The sequence below is a fragment of the Tengunoibacter tsumagoiensis genome (assembly GCF_003967535.1).
GTDB lineage: Bacteria > Chloroflexota > Ktedonobacteria > Ktedonobacterales > Ktedonobacteraceae > Tengunoibacter > Tengunoibacter tsumagoiensis.
This window is the reverse complement of record NZ_BIFR01000001.1, coordinates 1,838,976-1,865,097: the sequence shown is the minus strand read 5'-3', so window position 1 is coordinate 1,865,097 and position 26,122 is coordinate 1,838,976. Positions and strand designations below refer to the sequence as shown.

Genomic DNA, 26,122 nt, shown 5'->3' with positions numbered 1-26,122 from the left:
TTGATGCAAGAAATGGCTCTCCCAGTGTTGGGTTAGAAAAATGCTTTTTGACGATCTCTATAGCTTGCTCAGTTTTGACACAGAGGAAATTGAAAAAGATGAGTACCGAGATTTTAACTGGTGAGAATGCTCTACAGGTCGATCAGGCTGGACTGGATAGTTACCTCAATCATGTATTGAAACGCCGCTCGATTCGCAAATTAACTGCTGGCCCTGTCTCGGATGAGACGATCCGCGCCATTGCGGAAGCTGGACGCTGGTCAGCTTCTTCAGGCAATTCACAACCCGCACGTATTGTTATTCTGAAAGAACGAAATACAGACTTCTGGAACTTTGTTGAGCAGACCCTTAGCACAAAACTACAGGGCGAACAGTTGGAACGTGCTATAGCTCGACTGGCTGGCTATCGCAGCGGCGTGTTCACTATTGTTGTGTATGAAGATACCACCATCTCCCACAATCCTCCTGCTGGCTTTAATCCTGAGCTCTGGAAAAACTTTGCAGCTCAGGCTCTGGGTATCTTTCAGGCTAATCTCTGGAATGCTATCTCCGCTGCTGGATTGGGTGCCTCCAATCAGCATATCAACTTCCAGATCGAGGAAGAGCTTCGCAGCTTTTTACATGTGCCCGAAACATGGCAGAGCTACTGCATCTTGCCGGTTGGCTTCCCCGCCGAAACCCCTGCTGAGGGCAGCCGCCATCCTCATGAAAAGGTCGTGTTCTACGAAAATGGTCCTGCCGAATAAGTTTCATGCAGCACTGTTGATACGTTGAAGAGAGTCGCCCTGTTCTGGCAGTATATCGCTAGAGTAGAGAGGCTCTCTTTTTTCTCCCGCTTATATGCATGACAGGTAGCATTCAGAGAATGGCTGCTGGTAGGGCGCATCTGGCTTTCTCTAGCATATCTAAAGATGCAATCTACGGAATCTCCAGACTTTTGTATCGCTCCTCTATGTTACTGCACAAAGATCAATTCGTTCTTTATTGCAATAGAGAAGATTTTATGTGGCTGGCGAGGGGAAGGCGAAACGATGGTTGCTACAAAAAAATGGTTTGTTCACTACTCTTTTCTCTGCGTGGCAGTAGTTGCTCTCGTAGTACGGCTCGCTTATAATCTTACCGTTGCTCATGGCTATTTCCCTCTTCACGATTCTCTTACCTACCAGACGATCGCTGATCATCTACGCCTGGATGGCTGTTATTGTTTTAGCCCACATGTGCCTACGGTTGAGCGTGCTCCGCTCTGGCCTTTTGTGATTGCAGGTCTGGAGATGCTCATTGGTCCTTCCAATCAAGGGGTGAGACTTTTTCTCTGCTTTGTTGGTACTGGCACATGCCTGTTATTGTTCTGCTTTGCTCGTGATCTCTTTGGGCTGTGGTTTGGCTTCCTCTCTGGTCTGATCGGGGCCCTCTATCCATTCCTCTTTATGTATGATGGCTGGCTCTATGCGGAATCGCTCTATACGTTTCTCCTGCTGGCCTTTTGCTATAGCCTCTTTTGCTTTCATCGTTCGCCTGAGAAAATTTCACCCTGGCTTCCTGGTCTGCTACTGGCGCTGCTGGCACTCACCCGTCCCAATGGACTTTCGCTACTGGCCCTGTTCTGGCTCTGGTGTGGTCTGGTGGGTTGGGCACAGGTCCTTTCATGGGTGCAGGTAAAGAGATGCTGGTTATGTGTATCGCTAGTGACGCTCTTGTTTGTTGCCCCCTGGACGATACGCAATGTTATGGTAAGTGGTGCCTTTATCCCAGTTGCGGTTGGGGATGGTAAGGTATTAGTTGGAGCATACAATGATAGTGTCTTGCATCTTCCCTATTATCTAGGCATCTGGGTCAGACCAGAAGAGTCGGTCCCTCAGATGAATCAGAGCTTTCCTGCTGTATGTACTGCTAGCTGTGAGGTCAAACGCGATGCCGCCTATCGTAGTACAGCCTGGCAGTGGATGCTCTCTCATCCCTCGCAACTACCCTACCTTCTCAGTCTCCATTTTCTCAATACCTGGCAAAATACGACTCAAGAGGCCGATCTTCCCAGTAATCGCTTTCTCGAACGGCGCTCCTCCCACAAGCTTATGACGGCAACGAAACTGCTTACTCCTCCGCTTCTTCTTTGTGCAGCGCTCGGGTTTGTGCTCAGCTGGCAACGCTGGCGTGATTGGATCTTTGCCTATCTCTTCTTGCTTTTTACGATCGTACAGAATATTGTTCTCTATGGCATTCCCCGCTTTCGAGCTCCTCTGGAACCATTGCTGATCCTCTGGGCCGTGGGCGTGCTCTGGTGGTGCATGCTCCATCTCCGGCGATTGCGCAAAAAATAAGCAGCATGCCCATCGACTCCTGGTCGCCAGGAGTCGATGGGCATGCTGCTTAAGGATCTATCGAAAAGATCGAGAGGGATCTAGTAGAGATCAGCCTCTAAATCTTCAGGTTCCAGTTCATCCTCCTCCTCATCTTCCTCTTCGTCTTCAATCTCCTCAAAAGCGTAGTCATCCCAATAAGAATATTTGGGCGACTCTTTGCGGATCTGAATCGTTGGGTGAAGAGTCGGGAAGGCCTTTAAGCCTTTCTCTGCATTTGGACCTTCTAGTTGTGGTTCGTAGGCAGGAGAGCCCTCGCGCACCAGCACTTCTTCTCCCATTGCCGTAGCTTCAAACCCAAGACGGCGAAGATCCATAACAATGCCAGGCCAGATATCCTCGGTGTCAATAGCCCACCATTCGCGCGCCAGATAGCGCACAGGTCGGACACGTAAAGGCCGATGGAGATCGCCCAGGTTTGCCACTAATGCTGCTCGTTTGTGTTCGACCTTTTTCACGATATATACCATCCCTTCTTCAAGTTGAGACTACTCTGTTTTGCTTCACCTAGCAAGAAAATATTTGTTAATACACACTTCTTTTTCCAGTCAAACTAAATGGAAAATCCTTTGTGTTGTCATACGATACCACATCAACGCCGCTCTTTGCCAATGCCAGATCTATCAATTTGCTCGCAGTTTTTCTTTCTGTCCTCTAGAACAAAACAAACGATCAGTATCATCCCCTTTCATTGACAAACTCAGCGGAAAACAGGCATACTTTTCAGAGCAAACCCTTTCATTGAAGCTATTTTTGCAGAGAGGCTATGACGAATAGAGTATGGTACAGCGGTTAAAGTCTTTTTTACCGGCGAGCGGTACCCTTGATACGACTCAACGCCGACTGCGGGCAGTTCCAGGTTCGTTCTTTCTCATCTGGCGCTGGAGTATGTGGCTCTATGCGCTGATCGTTATTGTAAGCTTTGAGCCCAAATATAAACCTGCATCTGGCATGGCTATCTCTTATCAACAGATTGCGACAATCCTGTTGACTGTTACATTTATTCAGACGCTCGTGGTTACTTTTTATGCGCCACTCTTCCGACGATATCGATCTCGCTTGCACTATTTTACGCTCCGCGTCACGCAAGCCACGAGTGGTCAGCAGAAACGGCGAGGTATCCTTCGTCTCCTGGATGAGAAAGAACAGGATATTATGCCAGCTCTAGCCAGAACACGAAATATCTACTGGGATACTGCTATCTATAGCCTGGATCTGCTTGTCTGTGGCCTGGTGATGTATTATAGTGGTCCCTTTGCGGCCCCTCCCTTTGGCAATGGCTCGCCTTTTTATCGCTATGGGATGTCGACGGCCTTTGCTGCGGCCCTGGCCTATCGCTATCGCGGTGGTCTCCTGGTCGCGTTGGGGTATGATTGCTTTGCGATTCTGGGGATGCTTGTACCCGCCCCTGGCTCAAGTACCACTCATTATCCAGCAACGGTTATTGATATTATCGGATCATTGATTGATACGCCCATTGCCGCACTCTTAGCTGCCTATCTCACCACTCTCATCGAGAGCTATGCTCAGAGTAAGCGCCGCGAACAACATAACGCTCGAACACAGCGTGCTCTGGTCCATGTCGGTGAAAGTCTACTCAAATATAATGGCGATCCAGAAGGACTCCTCCAACAGAGCGCTCAACAGATACGCCAGGGCGGACATTTCCAACGGACAATTATTGCACTCCTCATTCAACAAGAACAGGACGCTGGACCTCCCAATCCTATTATCTCAACTATTATCGAATCCAATCTTACCGATGAAACGTCCTTCGGCGCTCCAACCATCTATCTGCAACAAGCTCTTCTCTCAAAACAGAAGGTTGCTGCCTTTGAGCCTCAGACCGAGGATAATGGCATTGCTCGCTGTTATCTTCCTCTTTTTAAAGAGGGTCAATTACAACTGATTCTAGGTGCTGAAAGCTGGCGTATGACTCCTTTTGATCAACGCCAGGAAGAATTTCTAACTATTGCTGGCTCACAGCTTTTGATCGCGCTCGAAAATATGCGTCTAACAGTGCAAATGATTGAGCTAGCAGCCAGCGCCGAACGAGGCCGCATCGCCCGCGAGATCCATGATGGTCTGGCTCAACTCATCTATATGCTCTGCCTGACTGCCGAAACCTGTGAGGCTCAGGCTCAACGCATCAGCGAAAGGACAACAGATGATCCTGCATTGCTCGATCCTCTAACTGAACGACTGAGCAGACTGGTCCTTCTCTCCAAGCAAGCTCTCTGGGAGACACGCCATTATATGTTTTCACTCAAACCTTTGATGAGCGGTGCTACCACGCTTACACAGATGCTCAGTAATCAGGTGCAGGAGTTTGAGACGATTAGCGATCTACCAGTTCACCTCATTGTGTTGGGTGATGAAGAACAGCAGAAAGTTGAGCAGCGACAGACCAGACACTATGCCCAGGTAGGAGCTGCTATCTTTCGAATTGTGCAAGAGGCTTTAACAAACGCCTATAAGCATGCAAACGCCACTGAGCTCACACTCCAGATTCATTTTCAAACCCATGAGATTGCAGTCAATATTGATGATAATGGACAGGGGCTACCCGTTCGCCCCCAGGGGGGAGCCATCTATTCCGGTCGCGGTCTGGATGGTATGCGCGAACGGACCAGTGAGTTGGGAGGAAGTTTTGCCATCCAACCCAGTCCCTCTGGAGGGGTAAGAATCTCTGCTTCTATCCCTCTCTAAAGCGAAAGGATTGCGCTTATTATGAAAAAAATACGTCTAATGCTAGTGGATGATCATGAAGTAGTGCGTCTGGGCATGCGAGCAGCGTTTGAGTTGGAGCCCGATATCCTTGTGGTGGGTGAGGCCAGCAATGGAGCAGAGGCTCTGGCAAAGGTTCCTGTGCTGGACCCGGATGTCATCTTGATGGATGTGCGCATGGAGAAACTGGGTGGAATTGAGGCCTGCCGGGAGATTAAAAATCTTTCTCCCACTCTCCAGGTGCTGCTTATTACATCGTATCCTGATGATGAGGCGATGGCAGCCTCAATCCTTGCTGGCGCAAGCGGCTATCTAATCAAAAATGTCAGCCGCGCCGAGCTACTCAAAAGTGTACGCACCGTGGCAGCAGGAGAACCCTTACTCCTTCCAGCCGCGACAAAACAGTCTCTTCAACGCATAACTTCGACAGTCACACAAGGACCAGAAGATGAGCTGACCCGTCAGGAACGGAATGTTCTGGCTTTCATTGCCCGTGGCTATACTAATAAACAGATTGCAGAAGCACTTACTATCACTGAAAAGACTGCTCGCAATCATGTCAGCAACATACTCGAGAAGCTGGATCTCTCCCGGCGCAGTGAGGCAGCGGTCTTTGCTGTTCAACATAAGCTAGTACCGCCACCTCAGTAGTGTGCCTTCTGATAGATTGTTCTATCGCAGGAAACTAAGAGACTGGATAGATGTTGAGGTTGCTGTAAACCACCTCAGCGCTCTGGTCATTCCCATCAAAACTGGCCAGAAAACCAATGTCTCCGCTTTTATACTTTGTATCATTTGCCGGTGCAGCTACAAACGTCCCATTAATATAAAATAACAATGTTCCATCCTTCGCAATAAGTTGCAGCGTATTTGTCGCATTTCCAGTTTTTAGGGCTGAAGTCTGGGTCCAATCTTGCAAAGGGGTATTATTACTGCTGAAATTGTCTGAACGCGAGATCTTATATTTACCGGCATTATCTACCTCAAAGAGATAGCCAGCATAGCCTCCCAGAGCCAGTGGATTAGGGGAGACGCGAAAAAAGATGCCACCGGAATGTCCACTTTTGATACTCAGATTAACAGTCGCTGAAAAGTTTGTATATGCCTGACCTTTCTCACGGCAACCATTAAGCATGCTGCCTGAGAGCAGGTTACTCTTCGCCAGGACATGATAGCCATCGCCATGAAACGCGCAATTATCGTTCTGGTCCCACTGTTCATTCTGAGTCACCGTTGCATCCTTGTTCGTTAATGGATCGGTGTAGATGGCCTGGCCCGCAATGGCAGTTTGCAGCACACCCGGGGTTGCTGTAGCATTGGCCACAGACGTAGCGGTTGCCCCTGCAACTGCTGTGGTGGTCGCCTGCGCCTGAGATTGCTGCGTTGCCGTCGCCTGAACCTGAGCAGTTGCGGTCGCCCCTCCAGCTTTTGCGGTCGCGGTCGTCTGAGCCTGTTGAGTAGCGATCGCACCAGATGCCTGGGCGGTACCAGTGAGATCAGGTCCGACAGTAGCAGTAATACCAGGGGTTGATGGCGCGTTTGGTGTAAAGGGGTGGGCAATGACGATATAGGCGACCGGCCCCAGGATCACAAGGAGTGTCACCAGTGCCAGCACCGTGACAATTCGAGCCTGCGTGCGAGCTGGCGCATTTGTACGTTGTGGAGGGTAGGGAGCCGCATAACCTTGCTGGGCATAGCCTTGCTGGGCATAACCTGGATAGGAGTTCTGTACCTGCGTTGGATAATGACCTGTTGTATAGACCGGGGCAGCGGCAGTCTTACGCGTTGAAGGAGGCAAAACAAGTTGCTGCTGAATATCCTGTCGACCTTCAACTGGATAAGCACCATCATTGCTCTGTGCCCACAATGGATTGGTCGTGAGTGAGACCGCTGATGGACGGGCAGTGGTGGCTCGACAGAAGGCCTGGGCTAATTCAGTGGCACTACTATAACGCAATTCAGGACGCTTCTCCAAAGAACGAAAGATTACTTGCTCAACTGCTGGTGAAATAGTCGGCACCAGGGTGTGAGGGGCAGGAGGCCTCTTATTGACATGCATCGCCACAACAGCAATCTGGCTCTCCGCCATAAAAGGAAGGGCTCCAGTCACCATTTCAAAGAGTAAGACGCCTAACGAATAAAAGTCGCTGCGCTGATCAGCCTTTTGATTGGTCTCAAATAGTTCTGGGGCCATATAGTCTACTGTCCCCAGCACATTGCCAGTACTGGTCATCTGCGAGGAATCGGCGAGGGCGCGGGCAATGCCAAAATCTGAAAGATAGCAGTTGCCATCTTCGTCCAGCAAGACATTTGAGGATTTGATATCGCGATGGATAATACCCTGACGATGAATATAATCAAGCGCACTACCAATGTCAGTAATGTAGCGGCAGGCCTCCTGAAGCGAAAGTGGCGATTGACGAATAAGTCCGCGTAATGACCCACCACTCATCACAGGCATGACTATGTAATAGAGGTTCATTCCATCCAACTGGCTCATGCCCGTATCGTAGACTGGAATGAGATGAGGGTGACGGAGAGACGCCATCATATGTGCTTCACGCACAAAACGCCGTAGGAGATCCTCGTCTTCTCGCTTGAACACCTTGATTGCAACATCTCGCTCGAAATGAGCATCATAGGCGAGATAGACATCTGCCATACCACCACGACCGATGATTTGTTGTAGCTCATAACGATCAAGGGTCCGTCCTTCAAGACCGGCCATACAATTCTCCAAACACAGAATGGGGAAACAGAACAATACTGCTTCTATTTGTTATAGTATACATGTTTTAAGACGATTCAGTTTACTATTCGTTACAAAAGACTGGAAAAGTACCAAGCTGTGAGCGTAAGTAGGCCGTTGCCCTTCTCTTGTAGCAACGTATTTTACGCCTCTTCATCCAATCTTTTTGTCCCAACAAAAAAAGAGGAGTGCTCTTCATTGCCACTCCTCTCATGGTACTCTGCTTCGTCAAGCCCACTCAACGACATGCTTATGCCTATATTTTAACATAGACATGAGTTGCATCGTCATAACGATAGGCAGGGTCGCCCTTCTGATAGCTTAGACCATTCTTCCCTTTCGATAACCAGAGCAAGACCCGCGTTCCCTGGGGAACGTTGATCGGGTAATGCCAGTGGTCCAGTCCCGCCGGACCAGTCACTGCAAAGAGCCAGGAACCTCCATCCGCATTCACAGTATTGGGCTTCATCTGCGAACAGGATAAAGCATCGTCATCATGGACATCGTCAACCTGGAGATCACAGGCTGAAAGCTTCATGGTGTTCAAAGCAGCCTTCGGATCAGCATATGGATACGTATCAAAACCATGAACAGGCTTACGAGCCAGCTGTGCCAGCGCCCAGACCCAGGAATTAGGATAGATGGATAACGAGCTCTTGACAATCAGATGGATCTGTATCTCAGGTGTAATGCGCACTGTAAGCAGACATCCATCTTCACAGTTGGGGGCATATTGCTTCTGATCTGGTATGGTAATCAGCGGAGTTGGTATCACCTGCTGAGGTGAGGTTGGATCGATCCGCAAGACAATCCCACCAATCGCGACCAGGGGATAGTGTGGAGCAAGTGGAAGCACTAATCCTGGCTGCAAACGCCCACAATTCTGCCCAAGCTGGGCATTAAGCGCGGCAACAGTCTCTGGCTTCACGTCGCTGAAGATCTGCCCTGAGGTATTCATATGCATCTCGTAGGCCAGAATGCTGTCGCAGGAGTCACCATCCTGAACGGTATACAGTACAGATCCTATCTGTGGTAATAACGTGGGAAACGTGGGGTAGGGAGTTGGAGTGGTCAGGGGCACAGGAGCTGACAGCTTATAAAACATCTGTGCCATGCCTGGGACTACGTTCCCTCCCAATAAGGCTGCTATCACATACGTAGGAATCGCTACAATAATCAGAACTGGCAGCACCAGGAGTAGCCGCCAGGGAAGTGAGCGCACCATGATCTGCGCATTCTCACCAGGCGTACTTCGAGGTCGAAAGCGACGCACCATCACCAACTCTCCAATCCACACTCATCTGATTTCTCATGCAGTATACCAGAAAAGATTCATGAGCACCAGTCATAAAAATGACTAAAAACGCTGCTGTTCCATGCTTTCTTATCAGGTTCAATCATCTGGCATGGGCTTTTTTTTTCTCATCAAACCCAGCCGTAGGGACTGATCCTCTTATTTTCTATAACGCTAGCATAGCGCAAAAAAACGCTCGCCACTTATGACAAAAGTTTTCTTTAGACTGACTTCTTCCCATCTTTATGCGCTTCACTGTCAGGGAAAATTCGCGTCATTCATGAGTTAATAGCAAAAAGAAGCGCACCCTGAACGGATGCGCTTCCTTTTAGACATGAAAGAAATGAAAGGGGTCGATCAAAAGGCCAATTGGCTAGGCCGTAAGATCGTCGTTACATTTCTGTGCCATGATTGTTAAACCAGCATCAGGGGTCTGCTGTCCTTTGAGGACTCCTGTGAAGACACTGCCAATGTCCGTTCGGCAGGTCTGCCAGCCTGGCTCAAAGGAGGCAACAAAGGCATGATCGATCACCTGTGGTCCAACTTTCCGCGCTGGCACTTCTGCATAATAGGTCTGAAGGTCTTTGCTGTTGAATGCCGATTTGCGGATAGGCATATATCCTGTGCCTTTCACAAAATCTATATTCGCTTTGGCGCTGATCAGGAACTTCAGATAATCCCAGGCTGCCGCACGCGTGCCTGCATCCACGCCACTAAAGAGGGAGAGGTTCGTTCCGAAGAGAACCGTATACTGCCCGCCAGGACCGGCAGGAATCGGAGCTTCGTTGAATTTAAAGGTGCTGCCAATCGGTTTGGCCAGGAAGGGATAGCTGGCAATGGTGCTGATGACAAAGACAGATTTCTGAGCAATGAAATCATTCTGCCAGGCATATCCATTCGTGATATGAACGGCGCCTGCTTTCACCAATGGAGCCAATCCACCCAGTGAGCTCAGTGATGCTGTTTTGTTGGCACCCTGATCAAAGGTCTCACTCTTACCATCTTTGGAGACAAAATCTTTTCCACCAAAAGATTTGTAGAGAATCGACCAGAGGTCAACATCAGGTGTGACTGACAGACCCCACTGAGAGCCATCAGCTTTGGTTACTTTCGTGACATCGGTCAACAGTTCATCAACCGATTTCGGAGCCGACAAATTGTATTGCTGTAAAGCATCCGCATTATAATAGATGACCATGTCGCTCTTATTAAATGGGAGCATATACTGCGTGCCGTTGATCTTGCCATCGTTCACCAACGAAGGGTAGAAGTCCGACAGGTCGCTCAGGCCGTTCTGCTGACCAGAAATATAGGGCTGCAAGGAGACGATATTATTGTGCTGCTGATACTGCACTGCCCAGTTCTCATAGACCTGTGCAATGGCAGGTGGGGTCTTGGCGGCAATGGCTGCATTCAACTTGGTCTGCAATGTCCCATAGGAATCAAAGGCATTGAGGTTGATTTTGATTTTTGGATGCGCATCCATATACTGCTTAGTCAATGCCTCTAACGCAGATTTATTGGGATCGGTTGCAAAGGCTTCATAAAAATCAAAAGAGTAACTCTTGGTGGTATCAAATTTGGTCGGATCATTGGCGGTGTCAGTAGAAGTACTTGCAGGACCACAAGCACTCATAAGGACCATGGCAATGATGGCGAACAACAGAACCATGTATGACCGGGTACGAAGCATAATCGACCTTTCCTTTTTCGCGCTTTCACGAATGAAGAACAATCAACAACAATACTATGTATAAAAACTCTCAGATGGTCTGTAACAACCATCTGCCAGTGAAGGCTGGCTTTATAAAAAAAGGCCGCTACCCTTTGGTGCTGCCTGCTGAAATTCCTTCGATAAATTGGCGCTGGGCGATGAGAAAGACAATTAAGACGGGAAGGGTGGTAAATGCCGCCGCTGCCGCCAGCCCCGTTGGATCGGTTCCACCCTCGCCACCCACAAAAGCCTGCAATCCAACCTCGACGGTACGGAACTGATCCGATCTCGTGACTAGATAAGGCCACAGAAAGGCATTCCAGCTCCCAATAAAGACCTGCAATGCGATGACTGAGAGCGCTGGCCGCGCCAGGGGAGCCGCCACACGCCATAAAAAGCCTGAACGTGTACAACCATCTAGCTGGGCCGCCTCCCACAATGAGGTCGGCAGTGAGAGAAAAAATTGCCTCAATAAGAAGATTCCTGAGATACTTACGGCAAATGGGATAATCTGCGCTTGATAACTATCGATCCATCCTAATGTAGAGATGACCAGATAGCTGGGAATAAGGGTGGCCTCTCCTGGGATCATAATCAAGGCCAGGATGAGGAGAAAGAGAAGATTACGTCCAGGGAATTTCATGGTTCCAAAGGCATAACCTGCCAGGAGCGAGGTCATGGTTGCCAGGACCACTGTACTCAGCGCCACGATCAGGCTGTTGGTGAAATAGTGAAGCCAGGGGGCCTTGCTCCAGGCATCGCTATAGTTCGACCAGGACCAATCAGGCCAGAAGTGCGGATTGAAATCCAGGGCACTATGGCTGGTGAGCAGTGAGGTGACTGTAACCCAGTAGAGTGGGAAGAGCGAGATGATTGCCGCCAGAACAACAAACAGGTAGACCCAGCCTCGCTGGAGCACTCTAAAACCCCGAGACTTATGTGACAAACGTCGTGGCTTTCCTTGAGAAATACTGGCCATAAAACTGAAGCGCTCCTTTACTCCATTGAGTGATTCTGGCGACGCGTGAGACCAAATTGTCCTACTGCGATCGTAAAAACAATCAGAAAGAGAATGACTGAGATGGCTGCTCCACGCCCATCATGGGGATTATCGGAGAAGCCCTGTGCGTAGAGATATAGCCCCAGGGTGCGCGCTGCGTTTGCCTGACCTCCACTGGCTCCAACAAAGAGAAAGACTGGCTGGAACATTTTAAACGCATCAATGGTTCCCAATAGCAGCACGACTAATGTGATCGGTAGGAGTAACGGCCAGGTGATATGGCGCAACACCTGGGCAGAATTGGCTCCATCCACACGCGCCGCCTCTCCCAGACTGGGCGAGATATTGGCCAGACCTGCCATAAAAATAACGACGCTAAAACCAACGGACTTCCAGGTCGTGTAGAAAATAATGCTAAGCAAGATCCAATGCGGATCTCCCAGCCAATCAATGGTCTGGAGGTGCAGGAGGCGCAAGATTCCATCAAATAGTCCATGATAAGGATCAAACATCCAATACCAGATGGTTGTGGTTGCTACCATAGGCAAAATAAAGGGTGAAAAGATGGCCAGACGCCAGAAGGCTTTCGCTCGAATCCCTGTCATGAGACAGAGCCCTAACAGCAAGGAGAGGATCAGATGGATAGGGACCGAAAGCAGGACATACAGAAGTGTTACTTGCAGCGATTGCCAGAAGGCTACATGCTGAAAAATATAGGTATAATTGCTCAACCCTACATAGGGCTGGTCTCCCTGATTGAGAAAGCTCCAATCAAACAGGCTCATGTAAAAGACAAATGCTGAGGGTAGGTAGGAAAATACGCCGAGGACCAGGATGGCTGGCAAAACATATAAATACGCTTGCCCGATAAACCAGCCACGCTTCATACGCTGGATTGGAGAGTGGCTCTGTGCCTTTACTGTCGCTTCTTGATAAGTGCTGTGTTCTACTTCCATACAGCCTCCAGTCAGGATTGCAATACTCGTCTATAGTATCTATACCCCGTTAAGCCTGTGTAATGCGAGGGCAAACTTATTGTTAAATAAACAATTTCTGTTTACACCCCAGCCCTTCATTGTATCATGGTTGACAACTATGCCTTTTTCGTTAGTAGCTGTTGGGCAGGGGTCTGGCACAAAGCTCTCTCTGATTTCACGTCAGGTTATGGGTGGGCTCACAGAGCGGAGGGGGAGCTGAGGAAAGAGACAAGCGGCTTTCCCTACTTGATAGTGCAATAAATCTAATTAGCTATGGTGGGGCTCACAGAGCGGAGGGGGAAGAGAGGAAAGAGACAAGCGGCTTTCCCTACTTGACATTGCATGGTGTGTTTTTTTGTGTATTTTTAATGAGAAGAAGCTTCTCTTCGAAATGAAGGGAAGCTTCTTCTCATTATTTTCTTAGACAGCTCTCCGGCTATTCTGGATATGGATTGCTCGCAGAATACGTTCGGGAGTTAACGGGAGCTGGTAAATAGAGGTCCCAATAGCATGCGCAACGGCATTAACAATAGCGGGCGCAACACCATAGACACCAATCTCGGCACTGGACTTGGCTCCAAGTGGACCCGTTGGATCCGTTGTCTCAACAAGATAGGTCTCTAGCTTTGGCATCTCTGCCGCAGTATAGAGATGATAATCACGCAGGCTGGTATTCAACAAACGGCCCTGAGATTCATAGAAGAGTTCGTCACTGGTCGCTAATCCCAGACCCTGCACTACGCCACCTTCAACCTGAGCCTCGATCAAAAGTGGATTAAGCACACGGCCAGCGTCAATGGCAGTAATAATTCTTAAGATCTTGATACAACCATTCTCTGTATCAACCTCAACTTCAGCCCCCTGAACGGCAAAGGTAGTTGGAGTCTGCCCGCCTTTCCACGAGGCTGTGGCCATAAGATGGCGACCCTCATTAGCCAGTGCATAGGCTGCGACATCAGAGAGCGCCACTTTTGTCACTTGCTGTTCACCTGTACCAACAATCAGGCCTTTCTGAATGGCGAGAGATTCAGGCACAACATTGAGCATGCGACCAGCTACGGTCAGAATCTGGCGACGCAGTTGCTCAGCCGCTTTAAGAATTGCACCTCCACTGCTGTAGAGAACAGTGGCCGGGCTTACACCTACCTCAGTTGGAGCGATATCTGTATCACGATTGTGCACGACAACTTCTTCCAATGACACTCCCAACGCCTCCGCAGCCAATTGAGCAAGCTGCGTGGTGCTTCCATTGCCACCATCATTGATCGCGCCAAACACATCAAATGAACCATCTTCGCTCAGCTTGATAATCGCACCACTGGTCATAGCAACCTGACCGCTCTGACCGTGTAATACCAGTGCAATGCCGATACCACGACGGAAACGCCCCCCTTCAGAGACGCCCCGTCTGGCCGCCCATTGCAGCTTTTCCTCAACAATCTGCAGGCAGGTGGGCAAACCACAACTCTCAACACGCTGCCCTTGCTCTCGACCTCCGCGTAGTTCCTTGAGTAGACGATAGGTTGCTCCAGTCTTGATCCAATTCTGCTGGCGCAAGGAGATGGCATCGAGATGGAGACGGCGAGCAATCTCATCGATATGAACTTCCAGCGCAAAGCTCTCTACGGTTAAGGCCAGGCCCGCATCAGCCGCCGCTGGCTGATGATTCGAATACAATACTTCGGCCACAAAGCGCATATTTGGGCAGGGATAAAGTGAAAGGGCCGATGCAGCCGTCGTCTGTAAGACTAATGGATGGGTGGCATACGCACCTGTATCAGCAAGGATCATGAGCTGATTGGCAACAATCGTCCCGTCATTCATGACTCCAGTCTTCAAACGGACAATATGTTGAGGTGAGATCCGATTGCTTAAAAACTCTTCGGTCCGCGTCGAGACAAGTCTGACTGGTCTATGCGTTGCCAGCGTCAATAGAGCACAAAGATCCTCCAGCACAATCTCTTGTCTGGCACCTAGATTCCCCCCTATTTCCGGCTTCTCAACGCGGATGCGCCTGAGTGGAAGATCCAGAAGTTGCGCTAAAGTTCGTCTGATATAGTGAGGAACCTGTGTGCTGGTACGGACGACAAGCGTATCATCTTCGTCAAAATAGGTTAGAACACTATGCGGCTCTAGCGAGACAGGCTGAGTCGGGGGCAGCAGATATTCACCTTCTACAATCACATCGGCACCGGCAAAACCTTGTTCGACATCCCCATAATCTGCTCGTACTCTCATGGCGATATTGCGCGATGCATCATAAATATGACGCGAATCAGATTCCGGATGGATTCGTATCGTAGAAGATTCCAGGGCCTGCCTTGGATCAAAAATACCTGACTGAATATCGTACTCAACTTGAATCAGATCCAATGCCTGCTCTGCTATCTCTGGCGTATCCGCTGCGACAACGGCCACACGGTCGCCAACATAGCGCACAATGTAGTCCAGGCTGTAATGATCCTGCACAACTGGCTCAGAGGTCAATCCTTCGGCAGTGGCAAAGGGATGACGAGGAACATCTTTATAGGTTAAGACTGCATGGACGCCAGGAAGGGCTCGTGCGACAGAGGCATCAATGGTCCGAATGATAGCATGCGCATAAGGACTTGTCAGTACACGTGCATAGAGCGTTCCCCGGGGCTCGTAATCTGCGGCGAAGCTGGCTCGGCCAGTCACCATCTTGGGAGCATTCAGTAATGGCAGCGGCCTCCCAACAACTTGAGCACCGAGATGCTTACTCATACTCATCTGGATAGGGCCAGAGGGCCGATTCGTTCCATTGGGCGAGGGAGCTGAACGCAATTTCCCATTGGCTCCGACCAGTGCGGTGAGATGTCCGGTTACCGAGGTATTTTCTTCTGCTACGCTGGTGATAGCATAGTCGATAAAGGGCGTCTTCTCGCCCCGCAAGACTGTAGCGGCACGCAAGACGGCCTGCACTGGTTTCTCATATCCAGAACAGCGGCAAAGGTTCCCCGACAACGCAGCCCGCACCTCATCTTCGGTGGGAGATGCGTTCTGTTGCAGGAGCGCATAGGCCGAGAGAAGCATACCGGATGAACAGAAACCACAACTGGCAGCCCCTACCTCTATAAATGCCTCCTGCAAAGGATGCAACTTTTTCGTTGATCCCAATTTCTCTACTGTAGTAATCGAACAGCCACCAGCCTGAGCTGCAAGCATGACGCAACTGACTCGTGGCACACCATCGATCAGAACCGTACACGCTCCACATTCCCCCGTCTCACAGCCCTGCTTCACACTATGATGACCTTCGCGGCGTAACAGTGTGAGCAAAGATTCATTGGGAGCAACGTCCTGAGATTCAATAACACCATCAATACTTAGTTCAAGTTCCATCGCCTATACCCCTTTTTCCGATGCCAACATGCTGCGCCAGGAGGCGATTGTCATGGCTTCTTCCAGAGCCCGATAGCCCACACTCATCGCACTTACCCGTCGATAACTACCACTCACAAGCAGGTCAGAAGCAGGTCGAAAATTGACCATTCCCGCCTGCAATGCCGCTATCAAAGCAGTGTTATTAAATGGTTGAATGACAGGCTGACCCTCCAGTTGCCGTTCAACTACAGGCATTCTGACAGGCTCCATACCCCGTCCTCCAAAGGCCAGGCGCACGCGAGAATAGAGACCATTCTGCGTCTCTACTATCGCAGCAGCATTCAAGAGCGCAACATCGTTGGGAGTCCGAGCTACACGTTGAAAAGAGGCACCCGATGCCACGGAGGGATGTGGAATGATGACTTCAATTATGAGCTCACTGGGCCTGCGTTCAAGCTGCAAAGAAGTTGAAGCAATGCGGCGCTCCTGTTTCCCTTTAAAAATAACACCAGCCAGTGGCAGGCCAGGACGCTGCAAGGTTCCTCCGCTGAGGTCCAGCTGTGTTTTTGAGCCGGAACGCACCACAACTTCTGCATCTAAGGCCGCCAGTACGGTCAGTAGATCCGCCTGGGCAGCGATACCAGCCCCCAGGGTACCACCCAGTGTGGCTCCATTCCGAATTAAATGCGAGGATGAGGAGAGGAGAGCAGACCTGGCCAGCAGGCCAGAAGCAAATTCCTTCAAAAGTGGCTCATCGGCAAGCTGTTGCAATGTAGTCATGGCTCCAATATGAAGCCCCTGACGATCCTCTGAAATATAAGCAAGCCCTAAATCTCGGAGATCGACAACGGCTTCAATAGTCTCATCCTGTAAACTGAGCAGATGAGTGCCACCAGCTAGCGGCACCGTTTTTACATCAAGTCGCCCCAATAAGAGAAGCACATCATCGATGTCTTCAGCCCAATGATATTCAACGAGCTTCAGTAGCATACGCCTTACCTTTGTAGCGGGCTAAGTGTGAATGTCTCCACATCTATCAGACCTTGATCCGTCAGTTTCAGCGACGGAATGACCGAGAGAGAGAGGAAACTCAGCGTCATACCAGGATGCTCTAAACGACATCCTAGCTCGGCTGCGACGGCATCTAATGTATGCAGTTGCTGCACCAGTTCAGTAACGGGCAATGGCGAGACCAGGCCTGCAATTGGCAATGGTACGCGAGCACGCACCAGACCATCTACAACACAGGCAAAGCCTCCTCCCATCTCTTCTAGAGCATATGCTGCACGCAGAATATCGTCATCACATGCGCCCGCAATGACTATATTATGAGCATCATGAGCAACACTGGAAGCAATCGCTCCCTTGTGCAGCCCGAAACCTTTTACAAGGCCCAGACCAACACGCTGGCTGGCGTGGTGTCGCTCTATCACTACCAGCTTCAGTAGATCACGAGCAGGATCAGCAACCACCGCTCCTTCAAACAAGGGAGCCTCTTCCCGCAAGTGCCGAGTAATAATCTGCCCCGGCTCAATGCCAATCACTTCCACCAGTCCAGGGCGACCGGGAATACGCAGATGGTCTTTGGTGATCGTGCCAATATGAATGGTCCCTGTCGCAGCCTCAACAGTTGGCAAGGTCTCTGGCACCTGGCCAGGGAGAAGCGTTCCATCCTTCGCTACCAGTTGACCCGCTTTATACACTGCTGCAACCTGAAAGCTCCTGAGATCATCCAATACAACGAGATCTGCAATAGAGCCAGGGGCAATCGCACCCCGATCATACAAGCGAAAATATTGAGCAGTATTATAGGAAGCCAGCCGAATCGCTTCAACTGGATCGAGCCCTAACTCGATTGCTCGACGCACCATGGAATCGATATGGCCACGGCTGGTGAGATCCTGTGGATCGCGATCATCTGTGACAAAGAAGGCTCGTGGTGGATGAAGCTCTTGAATCAGTGGCAATAAGGCCTCAAGATTACGAGCAGCCGAGCCTTCACGGATCATCAGCCACATACCCAGGCGAAGGCGTTGCCGCCCCTCTTCCGCTGTAACGCATTCATGATCAGACATAATCCCTGCGACTGCGTAGGCGCTTAAGTCAAATGAATTCACCCCTGGCGCATGTCCATCCACGACCAATCCATGCTGCAAGGTTGCCGCTATCTTGGCAAGAACCTGCTCATCCCCTCCCAATACGCCTGGAATATTCATCATCTCCGCCAGACCAAGCACCTGAGGATCATCAAGCAAAGGCAGCAGATCTTCAGCCAGCAGAACCTGATAGGGGCTCTCAAATGAAGATGCAGGAACACAGGAAGATAGCATCACATACGCAGAGAGAGGAAGATTACGCCCAGACTCCAGAACATAACGAATTCCCGCAACGCCCATGACGTTCGCGAATTCATGTGGGTCCAACATAACGGTCGTTACACCTCGAGGTACAACCAGACGAGCAAACTCAGGCAAGACCAACATAGTACTTTCAATATGCATATGCCCGTCCATCAGCCCGGGAGCAAGCCACCGCCCTGTTAGATCAACCTCTGTAACGCCTCTATAGCCAGCTCCCGGTTCGCTTATCCCTACCACTCTCCCATCTGCCACTGCTACATCGGCAGGATAACACTCGCCACTACAGACATTTACCAGCATCGCGTTACGCAGCACGAGGTCTGCATAGTGCTGTCCCCTTGCTATCTGGATACGCCGTTGCACATTCTTCATCTCAGACCCCTCCTCAATCGCTGTAAGCAATCACTAAACCACTTCCCCACAAAAGAAAACTTTGATGCTGATTCTAACACATACAGCATAGTTTCCCGTAATTATTTCTCTTCTCATCCCCCTTATGGGTAAACTAAAATGAGAATGTTCATCCAAATTTCATAAGAGAGAGAATACTATCTCCAATGTTTCCATCCTAAAGGGGGGGTATGGTCGTATACTATAATAACAAACTAAGGATGGCTAGAGTGCGTCATCTTGCTGCATGGAATCCATATAAGGCCATGAACCCGTAGGCTACGCCAGTACGTGCTAAGAACGTAGCAAAAGACCATGTAACACCTTGTCTTTAAACAGTGCAGATGAAAGGGATGAACTATGAGCAATAATGTAGGGACGGCAGTCATTAAGGTCGTAGCCCTGGCCAGTGGCGCAGTATTGGGAACGTTAATTGCCCGCTGGTGCGATGAGTTGCTGACACAGCGCGCTCAGACGCAGTTCGATTACGATAAGACGCGCTATGAACAGGGGCTCACTCCTATTACACTTCCACCTCAACAACAACCGCCAGTTCTAGAGGAGCAGGAACAGGAACAGTATTAAAGTCGTTGTAGTAGAAAAAAAGGAGATCGCCTATGGCTATCAGTATGACTCCTCGCCAGCGTGTGGCGGCTGCCCTACAGGGTCTGGCAGTGGATCGCGTTCCATTCTGCTTCTGGCATCATTTTCACCCAGAGGGTTCCGGTGAGCGTCTGGCTGCAGCGACGCTGGAGTTTTTCCACCAGAAGTTTGATCTGGATATCATTAAAATTATGCCCGATCTCCCCTATCCTGAACCAGCTGCACAACTGGTTGAAGCCGATCAGGTCCGCATGCTCCCAAGGCTGGATCTAGAGACGCCGAGTTTCCGCGAGCAGTTGCACTGTATTCGTCTATTACGTAGCCAGCTTGGCGAAGAGTATCCCATCATTTTAACGTTATTTAGTCCTCTTACCTATCTGCTACAGTTTATGGGCAAGCAGAAGGCTCTAGCGGAGATCCGCCGCAATCCCCAACCCATTGAAGAGGGTCTGGGCACAATTGCAGCCAATCTCCGCCAGCTGATGGATGCAGCTATCTCATCTGGAGCCAGTGGCATCTTCTTCTCTTGCATGGGCGCAACCAGCGCTGATCTAACTCCCGATGAGTATCTTCAGTTTGGCCGACCCTATGATCTTGAGGCGCTGGATGGCGCTCAAACGGGATGGCTGAATATCGTCCATATTCATGCTGAGCCCAATCAGGTGAACGATGAGATTCACTTCGATATCTTTGCTGATTATCCAGTCTCTGCAATTAGTTGGAGCGATCGTTTGACTGGCCCTGGTCTGAGCGAGGCTCACGAGTTAACGGATAAGTGTCTGATGGGAGGGCTGGCAGAGCGAGGCCCTTTAACACATGGAAGTGCTGTGGAGTTGGAGAACGAGATCCTAAGCGCCATTGCCCAGACGAAAGGTCATCATCTTATTCTTGCCAATGGCTGCTCCATTCCAGATGACACTCCTGAGGAATGGCTCTCTACTGCACGTACACTGGTTGAGAAGCTTAGCTAAGCTGTTTTTACTACCTACAACAAGAGGAGGAGTTTCATGGGATATACAAGCGCATCAGCTCAAGTCTACGATCTATCCCAACTGGCAAAATATGATGACGCAAAACCTCATCCGCAGATTCTCTCGGATAATGGAAGTGCCCGGTTGCTTCTATTTAGCTTTAAAGCGGGGCAGACCTTGCCCGCTCACACCAATCCCAGCAATTTGCTGGTCCAGGTTATCCAGGGCGAGATCACCTTTACGGCTTCGGGTCAGCCACATGATTTGAAGGTTGGTACAATTCTAGAGGTCCGTGGTCATGCTTTACATGAGGTTACAGCTAAAACGGATGCGCTTGTGTTAATAACCATGACACCCAGCCCCAGCGAGATCCATAAGGATCATCCAAAAGCCTGAACAGAGTCGAATGGTTCTCCTCGGCCATCATGAATGATGGGCCCTACCTTCTTTATGCGATAAATCGCTTATACAGCGCGATTTATCGCATAAGAGAGAGAAGATGGGGACACAGGGCGGAGGGTCGCAACGGCCATCATAAATGACGGCCGAGGAATGTCACCTTTCTCCCCCTGCCCAACCAAAGACCGAAGGATCGGGCCACTGCGACCATCATGAATGATGGCCGGAGAATGTCACCTTTCTCCCCTATCCCACCATAGGATCGTCGCAACCATCATGAATGATGGCCGAGCACTCGCCATCTTTCCCTCTTGCGCCGAGGGAGAGCGCGTCACAAACGGCCATCAGGTTGGGCACTGGTATTTATGCCACCACAATATTGGTCTCACCGCCTCCAACAATTGGAGCCGAGACGCTGGTATGAAGCCCTTGAATGGTATCCTCCAGACGATTTAAGATGGTATCGATCTCTTCACGAGTGATGACGAGAGGGGGCTCAATTCTGATGACTCGCGAATTGTTGAGCGTACCGGAGATCAGTACGCCCCTCTTGAAGAGGCCAGAGGCGATCTCATATCCAATATCGTCGTTTACAAAGTGCTGTCCAATCAGCAGACCTTTGCCCGTAATATCTGTGTAGATATCGCTATGGCGGCTCGCAATCTCGCGCAACTTTGTGATAAAGTAGTCACCCTTCTCTGCTGCCTGCTCAGATAAGCCTTCTTCAAGCGTGACGTTGATAGCAGCTATGGCGGCTGCACAGGCCAGCGGATTCCCGCCAGTGGTGGAGGTATGAATAAACGGATTACTATTAAAGACGCTCCAGATCTTCGGGGTCGCCATAAAGGCTCCAATTGGCATGACGCCACCACCCAGTGCCTTCGCTGAGGTAATGATATCTGGCGCAACATCCCAATGGTTCACTCCCCACAGCTTTCCAGTGCGACCCATTCCTGTCTGCACTTCATCAGCTATGAGCAGTACTTCATATTCGTCGCAGAGCTGGCGTAGTCGCGGCCAGAAATCATCTGGTGGCACAATCGCGCCCGCTTCTCCTTGTATGGGCTCCATTACAACGGCTGCGATATCATTCCCAACTTCGCGTGCAATCTTCAGTTGTTGCTCAACCGCATCGGCGTCACCGTAGGGGACATGATAGATGTTGTTATGCAGTGGCATCGCTGGTCGGCGGAAAACGGCTTTGCCAGTCAAGGCTAACGAACCTGTCGTCTTGCCATGAAAGCCGCGAACAGCCGCAATAAAACCACTCTTCCGTGTATAGAGTTTCGCCAGCTTCATCGCACCTTCAACCGCCTCGGTTCCACTCCCCACAAAGAAGCTATACTGAATATCACCTGGAGTAATCTCTGCTAACAGATGAGCTAGCATACCTCGCAGTGGATCTAAGAGCTCCTGAGTAGGAAGAGGGCTCTTCTGTAACTGCGCTTGAACGGCCCCGACGACTTTAGGATGCGACCAGCCCAGGTTGAAAATACCAAATCCTCCCAGGCAGTCGATGAACTCTCGTCCCTGTACATCGCGAAATGTTGCGCCACTCCCAGTCCACTCGACTGAGGCAAAATCGCCAGCCTCTGCGACAGACTTACGATATTCGATGAAGCCACTATTATAATACTTTGCAAAGTTACTGACGGTTGTCTCAATTAACCACTCGGCCTCGCTCTTGCCAAGATGTGGCTTGTGGACAACATCTAGATAGCGCTGTGAATCGTTCAGGGCCTTTAGTAATCCATCGGTACTCATAAAAAACCTTTCTGGTCATGCGGACAAATGCGTTCCACACTCTTCCCCAACCCGCATTGTTGGGTACACAGGTACAGTGAAACATGGTCCACTTTCAGGCACCTGCATAAGAGATGGTAAGGGTCCCTTTCACAAAAAAGGGTATAATGATTGAAGACTGGTAGCTAAACAAGCATCACCTTAAAAAAGGGCGCAAGAAGCTCCAGATGCAGTATAAAATTGGGAAGTTCTCATCCTCTTCTCTTTGAAGAAGATTATTGAGGGGGAGGAGGGAAGCTCAGGGATAGCACGTGGACAGATGGAAGCCACGAAATACATAGAATTTCGGAATGTACCCACCACGACGTTTGCCAGGAAGCTCTGTTGCCTTCATAAGGATACCCATCTTTGTGTTAAGCGCAGAAAACATAGCTGTTTCTTCTATCCAGTATACCCGAGCCCCCTTCAGAATGCAAGCGACAAAATTTGTCAACGTATGAAGTTAGATAGAGGTTTCGTTCCTCTCTTCCTACTTCACTCTATCAGTCCTTCCATTGTTCAATGGGAAATAATGTTATGGAGAGGCTACCATGGCGGAGCTTCACGTTTTGGAAGGAGACAAGCAACCTTCCCTACTGCTTTTGCCATCTCAAACTTATATAATCATATCATACACTTTCAAGTAGGGAAAGTCGCTTGTCTCTTTCCTCTCGTCCCCCTCCGCTGTGTGAGCCCCACCATGGCTTCATTGGAAACGATACCTATGGGGGTGCTACCATGGCGGAGCTTCCCGATTCAGGAAAGAGACGAGCGACCTTTCCTAATTTTTTACTCTAATTATGTAATAATATACATTTATACATTTATTGCTTTAACTTGTATACTCTCCGTTGATACGAACATATTCATAGGTGAGATCACAACCCCAGACGGTTGCCTGCTCGTGCCCTAATCCCAGGGAGACGTGAATCTCAATCTCCGAATGGTGGAGATAACTCTTGAGCTGATCCAGGCTGACATGCTCAACTGGCTCGCCCCGATAAACAACGATATCGCCAAAAGCAATCGTAACTTTCTCGGGGTCGATCTCTTCTTGCTCGCTACACTTGCCGATGGCCATAGCGATTCGGCCCCAGTTGGGATCAGCCCCGAAGACGGCGGTCTTCACCAGCGGCGAATTGACAATGGATTTTGCAATCCTCTTTGCCTGCCCAAAGGATGATGCCTCATCTACTGTAACCTCTATCAGCTTGGTCGCACCCTCTCCATCGCTGGCCAGATCTTTGGTTAGCTCGACTGCCATTTTGCAGAGAGCCTGCCGAAATTCAATCATGTTTACATCGCCAGCCAGACCGTTCGCCATGATCGCCACAGTATCGCTCGTACTGGTATCCGTATCGACGCTAAGCATATTAAAGGAGAGGTCGACCGCTTCTTTTAAACAGGCTTGTAGCTGATCGGGCTCGATACGGGCATCAGTCATAAAATAACTTAACATCGTGGCCATGTTGGGCTCTATCATGCCTACCCCCTTGGCAATGCCCACCAGGACCGCATTCCCGATCTTACGAGCGCGCATCTTGGGACGCGTATCTGTGGTCATAATTGCTCTCGCTGAGACATGCAGGCAGCCTGGTTGCATCTCAGCACTGAACCCCCGAATGCTAGCTCGTAGCTTCTCCATTGGGAGCTGCCAACCAATCACACCTGTAGAGGAGGGAAGAATATCTTCAGGGGCAATACCCAGCTCTTCTCCCACCAGACGCACAACCTCACGAATATTGCGGATGCCTTGTTCACCAGTGGCGACGTTGGCATTTTTGCTATTAATCACAAAAGCTTGCAAACGACCATTTGCCACATGTTCGCGCCCAACAGGAATGGCTGCTCCACAGAAGCGATTCTGTGTAAACATTGCAGCGGCTGAGGCGGGAACATCGGAGGCAATGACGGTAAAGTCAAGGCTCTCATCGCGAATGCCCACATTTTTGGCGCAAGATCGAAAGCCCCGTGGATGAAAAGGCAAGGTCTGCATACCCTTACTCCTTTGAATTTTTGTTAGTACTTAATGATGGAAAGAGAGAGAAAAGATATATCCAAAGACGTCTGAAGATAACAGTAAGATACAATAAAATGTCTCAAAAGTGGAGCATCCTTACAAACAAAATGGTCAATTTCTGCTCAAACAAGCGAGAGTGAGAAAAATGCTCCATCTGGAAGCTCTTTCCAGCCACGCTTGAGGTAGAAGCCGCGCTGATACGATTCACGAATTCTTCTATTCATCAGAAGCAGACGATTACAGTGACGCTGGCGTGCAACTGTCGTGATCTCATCTAATAAACGGCTTCCGATCCCCTGCCCGGTGGTGCCCGGCAATAAAAAGAGCTCTGAAAGATAGCCATCATTGCCCAATGCTAGATGGGGAAACCAGTGAGCCGACACGTAGCCAACAATCTGGTGCTCCAGCCCCCAATCTCGGCGTTCAGCCACCAGAATGGTATGCGTCCGTTCCTGCTGTGCCTGTTCAATGCGTGAGACAATCTGTTGCTCTGTCAATTCAATGCTCTGCTCATTGATGGCTGCAAACCAGCCCAGCACATGTAGAATAGCCGCGATACCGGCTCCATCTTCAACATTCGCCTGACGTATAATGATCTCCATTGCACCTCCCAAAAACAAGCGTGCCAGGCTGCTCTCCTTGAAGGAAAACAGCCTGGCACAAATGGTTAGATAGCCTTGATTGTTCGTAGCCAGGATTGGGCCATGAGGGCATGTCCAGCTTCTGAAGGATGGACACCATCATAAGCCCAGAAGGCCGGTTCACGCTGCGTAGAGGCCTGGGCAAAGATGCCATCAAATGGGACGAGCAGAGCATTATACTCACATGCCAGCTGTCTGACGAGATGAATCCTTGGGTCCAGATCTTCGCGCCAGGCCACCCGATCCTCTGGTACAGGCAGGACAAAGGGCTCGCAGAGAATCAGTCGTGCCTGGAGTTCTCTGGTTGTGCGCTCTAATATGGCTCGATAGGCCTCTTCATATACAGATAGCTCGGTAATAGTCTGACTATCGTAGCGCCGCCAGGTATCATTAATGCCAATCAAAATAGAGACCCAGGTTGGTTTTAAGTCAATACAATCTTCCTGCCAGCGAGCTCGCAGGTCGACGGCACGATTCCCACTAATGCCACGATTGAAAAATTGGACCTTCTTCTCAGGATAGAGTGCCTGGAACCATGCCGCTGCCTGCAAAGCATAGCCAGTTCCTAGATCTGTCGCGCTCTCACGATTGCGGCCTGCATCGGTGATGCTATCGCCCTGGAAGAGCACAACGGCGTTATCTTCAATCAACAGGGACATACAAGACTTCCTTTCAATTTCACATCAAAAGATGACTACCTCATCTATAAAATATATACCATATTTTCGATAATGTATTTTTAGGTGAACATTCGATCATCGCGATGTTGAAAAGAGCACGTTTTCCGGGGTAT

Annotated in this window: 20 protein-coding genes; 7 read left to right on the top strand and 13 right to left on the bottom strand. The window is 49.9% G+C overall.

Annotated features, from left to right (window positions below; genetic code table 11):
• The first annotated feature begins 98 nt into the window (after positions 1-98).
• Together EL628_RS07215 and EL628_RS07210 are read left to right on the top strand one after the other, a co-directional pair.
• Complete coding sequence (locus EL628_RS07215) at positions 99-746, top strand: nitroreductase family protein (protein ID WP_126579288.1); 648 nt, start codon at positions 99-101, stop codon at positions 744-746.
• Between the two features lie 285 nt (positions 747-1,031).
• Positions 1,032-2,318, top strand: a complete 1,287-nt coding sequence (locus tag EL628_RS07210; RefSeq protein ID WP_161975322.1) for an ArnT family glycosyltransferase — start codon at positions 1,032-1,034, stop codon at positions 2,316-2,318.
• An 80-nt stretch (positions 2,319-2,398) separates the two neighbouring features.
• Here EL628_RS07210 and EL628_RS07205 read toward each other — a convergent pair whose 3' ends face one another.
• Positions 2,399-2,815: a hypothetical protein gene (locus tag EL628_RS07205; protein ID WP_126579286.1), complete on the bottom strand. Its 417-nt coding sequence runs from the start codon at positions 2,813-2,815 to the stop codon at positions 2,399-2,401.
• Between the two features lie 322 nt (positions 2,816-3,137).
• Here EL628_RS07205 and EL628_RS07200 point away from each other — a divergent pair, with 322 nt between their 5' ends.
• Both EL628_RS07200 and EL628_RS07195 read left to right on the top strand, forming a co-directional pair.
• Positions 3,138-5,066 carry a GAF domain-containing sensor histidine kinase gene (locus tag EL628_RS07200; RefSeq protein ID WP_126579285.1) on the top strand — a complete coding sequence of 643 codons (1,929 nt, stop codon included), beginning with the start codon at positions 3,138-3,140 and terminating at the stop codon, positions 5,064-5,066.
• A gap of 21 nt (positions 5,067-5,087) precedes the next feature.
• A complete protein-coding gene (locus EL628_RS07195; RefSeq protein ID WP_126579284.1) occupies positions 5,088-5,735 on the top strand; it encodes a response regulator in 648 nt (215 codons plus the stop codon).
• Between the two features lie 34 nt (positions 5,736-5,769).
• On the opposite strand, the gene EL628_RS07190 is transcribed toward EL628_RS07195, so the two are convergent.
• The 8 genes from EL628_RS07190 to ade form a co-directional block, all read right to left on the bottom strand.
• The gene (locus EL628_RS07190) at positions 5,770-7,812 is read right to left on the bottom strand and encodes a serine/threonine protein kinase (RefSeq protein ID WP_126579283.1); all 2,043 of its coding nucleotides are present in this window, start codon (positions 7,810-7,812) and stop codon (positions 5,770-5,772) included.
• 277 nt (positions 7,813-8,089) lie between these two features.
• Positions 8,090-9,109 carry a hypothetical protein gene (locus EL628_RS07185; protein WP_126579282.1) on the bottom strand — a complete coding sequence of 340 codons (1,020 nt, stop codon included), beginning with the start codon at positions 9,107-9,109 and terminating at the stop codon, positions 8,090-8,092.
• Between the two features lie 391 nt (positions 9,110-9,500).
• Entirely contained in the window at positions 9,501-10,820 is a 1,320-nt protein-coding gene (locus EL628_RS07180; protein WP_126579281.1) for an ABC transporter substrate-binding protein, read from the bottom strand.
• A gap of 127 nt (positions 10,821-10,947) precedes the next feature.
• Positions 10,948-11,820, bottom strand: coding sequence for a carbohydrate ABC transporter permease (locus tag EL628_RS07175; RefSeq protein ID WP_126579280.1), 873 nt, complete (start codon positions 11,818-11,820; stop codon positions 10,948-10,950).
• Positions 11,821-11,837: 17 nt separating this feature from the next.
• On the bottom strand, positions 11,838-12,797 hold the full coding sequence (locus tag EL628_RS07170) for a carbohydrate ABC transporter permease (protein WP_126579279.1): 960 nt from the start codon (positions 12,795-12,797) through the stop codon (positions 11,838-11,840).
• Between the two features lie 441 nt (positions 12,798-13,238).
• Positions 13,239-16,181: a molybdopterin-dependent oxidoreductase gene (locus EL628_RS07165; protein ID WP_126579278.1), complete on the bottom strand. Its 2,943-nt coding sequence runs from the start codon at positions 16,179-16,181 to the stop codon at positions 13,239-13,241.
• 3 nt (positions 16,182-16,184) lie between these two features.
• Positions 16,185-17,153, bottom strand: a complete 969-nt coding sequence (locus tag EL628_RS07160) for an FAD binding domain-containing protein (protein ID WP_126579277.1) — start codon at positions 17,151-17,153, stop codon at positions 16,185-16,187.
• Positions 17,154-17,158: 5 nt separating this feature from the next.
• The gene (gene ade / locus EL628_RS07155; RefSeq protein ID WP_126579276.1) at positions 17,159-18,895 is read right to left on the bottom strand and encodes an adenine deaminase; all 1,737 of its coding nucleotides are present in this window, start codon (positions 18,893-18,895) and stop codon (positions 17,159-17,161) included.
• Between the two features lie 378 nt (positions 18,896-19,273).
• Between ade and EL628_RS07150 the strand changes: the two genes are divergently transcribed.
• Genes EL628_RS07150 through EL628_RS07140 form a run of 3 tightly spaced genes read left to right on the top strand, consistent with a single transcriptional unit; the run spans position 19,274 to position 20,883 of the window.
• Positions 19,274-19,498 carry a hypothetical protein gene (locus EL628_RS07150; RefSeq protein WP_126579275.1) on the top strand — a complete coding sequence of 75 codons (225 nt, stop codon included), beginning with the start codon at positions 19,274-19,276 and terminating at the stop codon, positions 19,496-19,498.
• A gap of 32 nt (positions 19,499-19,530) precedes the next feature.
• Positions 19,531-20,487, top strand: a complete 957-nt coding sequence (locus EL628_RS07145) for a uroporphyrinogen decarboxylase family protein (RefSeq protein ID WP_126579274.1) — start codon at positions 19,531-19,533, stop codon at positions 20,485-20,487.
• Positions 20,488-20,523: 36 nt separating this feature from the next.
• Complete coding sequence (locus EL628_RS07140) at positions 20,524-20,883, top strand: cupin domain-containing protein (protein ID WP_126579273.1); 360 nt, start codon at positions 20,524-20,526, stop codon at positions 20,881-20,883.
• Between the two features lie 366 nt (positions 20,884-21,249).
• On the opposite strand, the gene EL628_RS07135 is transcribed toward EL628_RS07140, so the two are convergent.
• The 4 genes from EL628_RS07135 to EL628_RS07120 all read right to left on the bottom strand — a co-directional run bounded on the left by EL628_RS07135 (position 21,250) and on the right by EL628_RS07120 (position 25,988).
• Positions 21,250-22,650, bottom strand: coding sequence for a putrescine aminotransferase (locus tag EL628_RS07135; RefSeq protein ID WP_126579272.1), 1,401 nt, complete (start codon positions 22,648-22,650; stop codon positions 21,250-21,252).
• A gap of 850 nt (positions 22,651-23,500) precedes the next feature.
• Entirely contained in the window at positions 23,501-24,664 is a 1,164-nt protein-coding gene (gene argJ / locus EL628_RS07130; protein ID WP_126579271.1) for a bifunctional glutamate N-acetyltransferase/amino-acid acetyltransferase ArgJ, read from the bottom strand.
• A gap of 146 nt (positions 24,665-24,810) precedes the next feature.
• Complete coding sequence (locus tag EL628_RS07125) at positions 24,811-25,290, bottom strand: GNAT family N-acetyltransferase (RefSeq protein ID WP_126579270.1); 480 nt, start codon at positions 25,288-25,290, stop codon at positions 24,811-24,813.
• Between the two features lie 65 nt (positions 25,291-25,355).
• Positions 25,356-25,988, bottom strand: a complete 633-nt coding sequence (locus EL628_RS07120; protein WP_126579269.1) for an SGNH/GDSL hydrolase family protein — start codon at positions 25,986-25,988, stop codon at positions 25,356-25,358.
• Between the last annotated feature and the right edge of the window lie 134 nt (positions 25,989-26,122).

Bases quoted from the DNA above. Each gene is read 5' to 3' on its own strand.
- ade (WP_126579276.1), bottom strand. From the start codon at position 18,895: ATGAAGAATGTGCAACGGCGTATCCAGATAGCAAGGGGACAGCACTAT.
- EL628_RS07185 (WP_126579282.1), bottom strand. From the start codon at position 9,109: ATGGTGCGTCGCTTTCGACCTCGAAGTACGCCTGGTGAGAATGCGCAG.
- EL628_RS07165 (WP_126579278.1), bottom strand. From the start codon at position 16,181: ATGGAACTTGAACTAAGTATTGATGGTGTTATTGAATCTCAGGACGTT.
- EL628_RS07180 (WP_126579281.1), bottom strand. From the start codon at position 10,820: ATGCTTCGTACCCGGTCATACATGGTTCTGTTGTTCGCCATCATTGCC.
- EL628_RS07190 (WP_126579283.1), bottom strand. From the start codon at position 7,812: ATGGCCGGTCTTGAAGGACGGACCCTTGATCGTTATGAGCTACAACAA.
- EL628_RS07210 (WP_161975322.1), top strand. From the start codon at position 1,032: ATGGTTGCTACAAAAAAATGGTTTGTTCACTACTCTTTTCTCTGCGTG.
- EL628_RS07200 (WP_126579285.1), top strand. From the start codon at position 3,138: ATGGTACAGCGGTTAAAGTCTTTTTTACCGGCGAGCGGTACCCTTGAT.
- EL628_RS07195 (WP_126579284.1), top strand. From the start codon at position 5,088: ATGAAAAAAATACGTCTAATGCTAGTGGATGATCATGAAGTAGTGCGT.
- EL628_RS07140 (WP_126579273.1), top strand. From the start codon at position 20,524: ATGGGATATACAAGCGCATCAGCTCAAGTCTACGATCTATCCCAACTG.
- EL628_RS07135 (WP_126579272.1), bottom strand. From the start codon at position 22,650: ATGAGTACCGATGGATTACTAAAGGCCCTGAACGATTCACAGCGCTAT.
- EL628_RS07160 (WP_126579277.1), bottom strand. From the start codon at position 17,153: ATGCTACTGAAGCTCGTTGAATATCATTGGGCTGAAGACATCGATGAT.
- EL628_RS07175 (WP_126579280.1), bottom strand. From the start codon at position 11,820: ATGGCCAGTATTTCTCAAGGAAAGCCACGACGTTTGTCACATAAGTCT.
- EL628_RS07120 (WP_126579269.1), bottom strand. From the start codon at position 25,988: ATGTCCCTGTTGATTGAAGATAACGCCGTTGTGCTCTTCCAGGGCGAT.
- EL628_RS07125 (WP_126579270.1), bottom strand. From the start codon at position 25,290: ATGGAGATCATTATACGTCAGGCGAATGTTGAAGATGGAGCCGGTATC.
- EL628_RS07145 (WP_126579274.1), top strand. From the start codon at position 19,531: ATGGCTATCAGTATGACTCCTCGCCAGCGTGTGGCGGCTGCCCTACAG.
- argJ (WP_126579271.1), bottom strand. From the start codon at position 24,664: ATGCAGACCTTGCCTTTTCATCCACGGGGCTTTCGATCTTGCGCCAAA.
- EL628_RS07215 (WP_126579288.1), top strand. From the start codon at position 99: ATGAGTACCGAGATTTTAACTGGTGAGAATGCTCTACAGGTCGATCAG.
- EL628_RS07170 (WP_126579279.1), bottom strand. From the start codon at position 12,797: ATGGAAGTAGAACACAGCACTTATCAAGAAGCGACAGTAAAGGCACAG.
- EL628_RS07150 (WP_126579275.1), top strand. From the start codon at position 19,274: ATGAGCAATAATGTAGGGACGGCAGTCATTAAGGTCGTAGCCCTGGCC.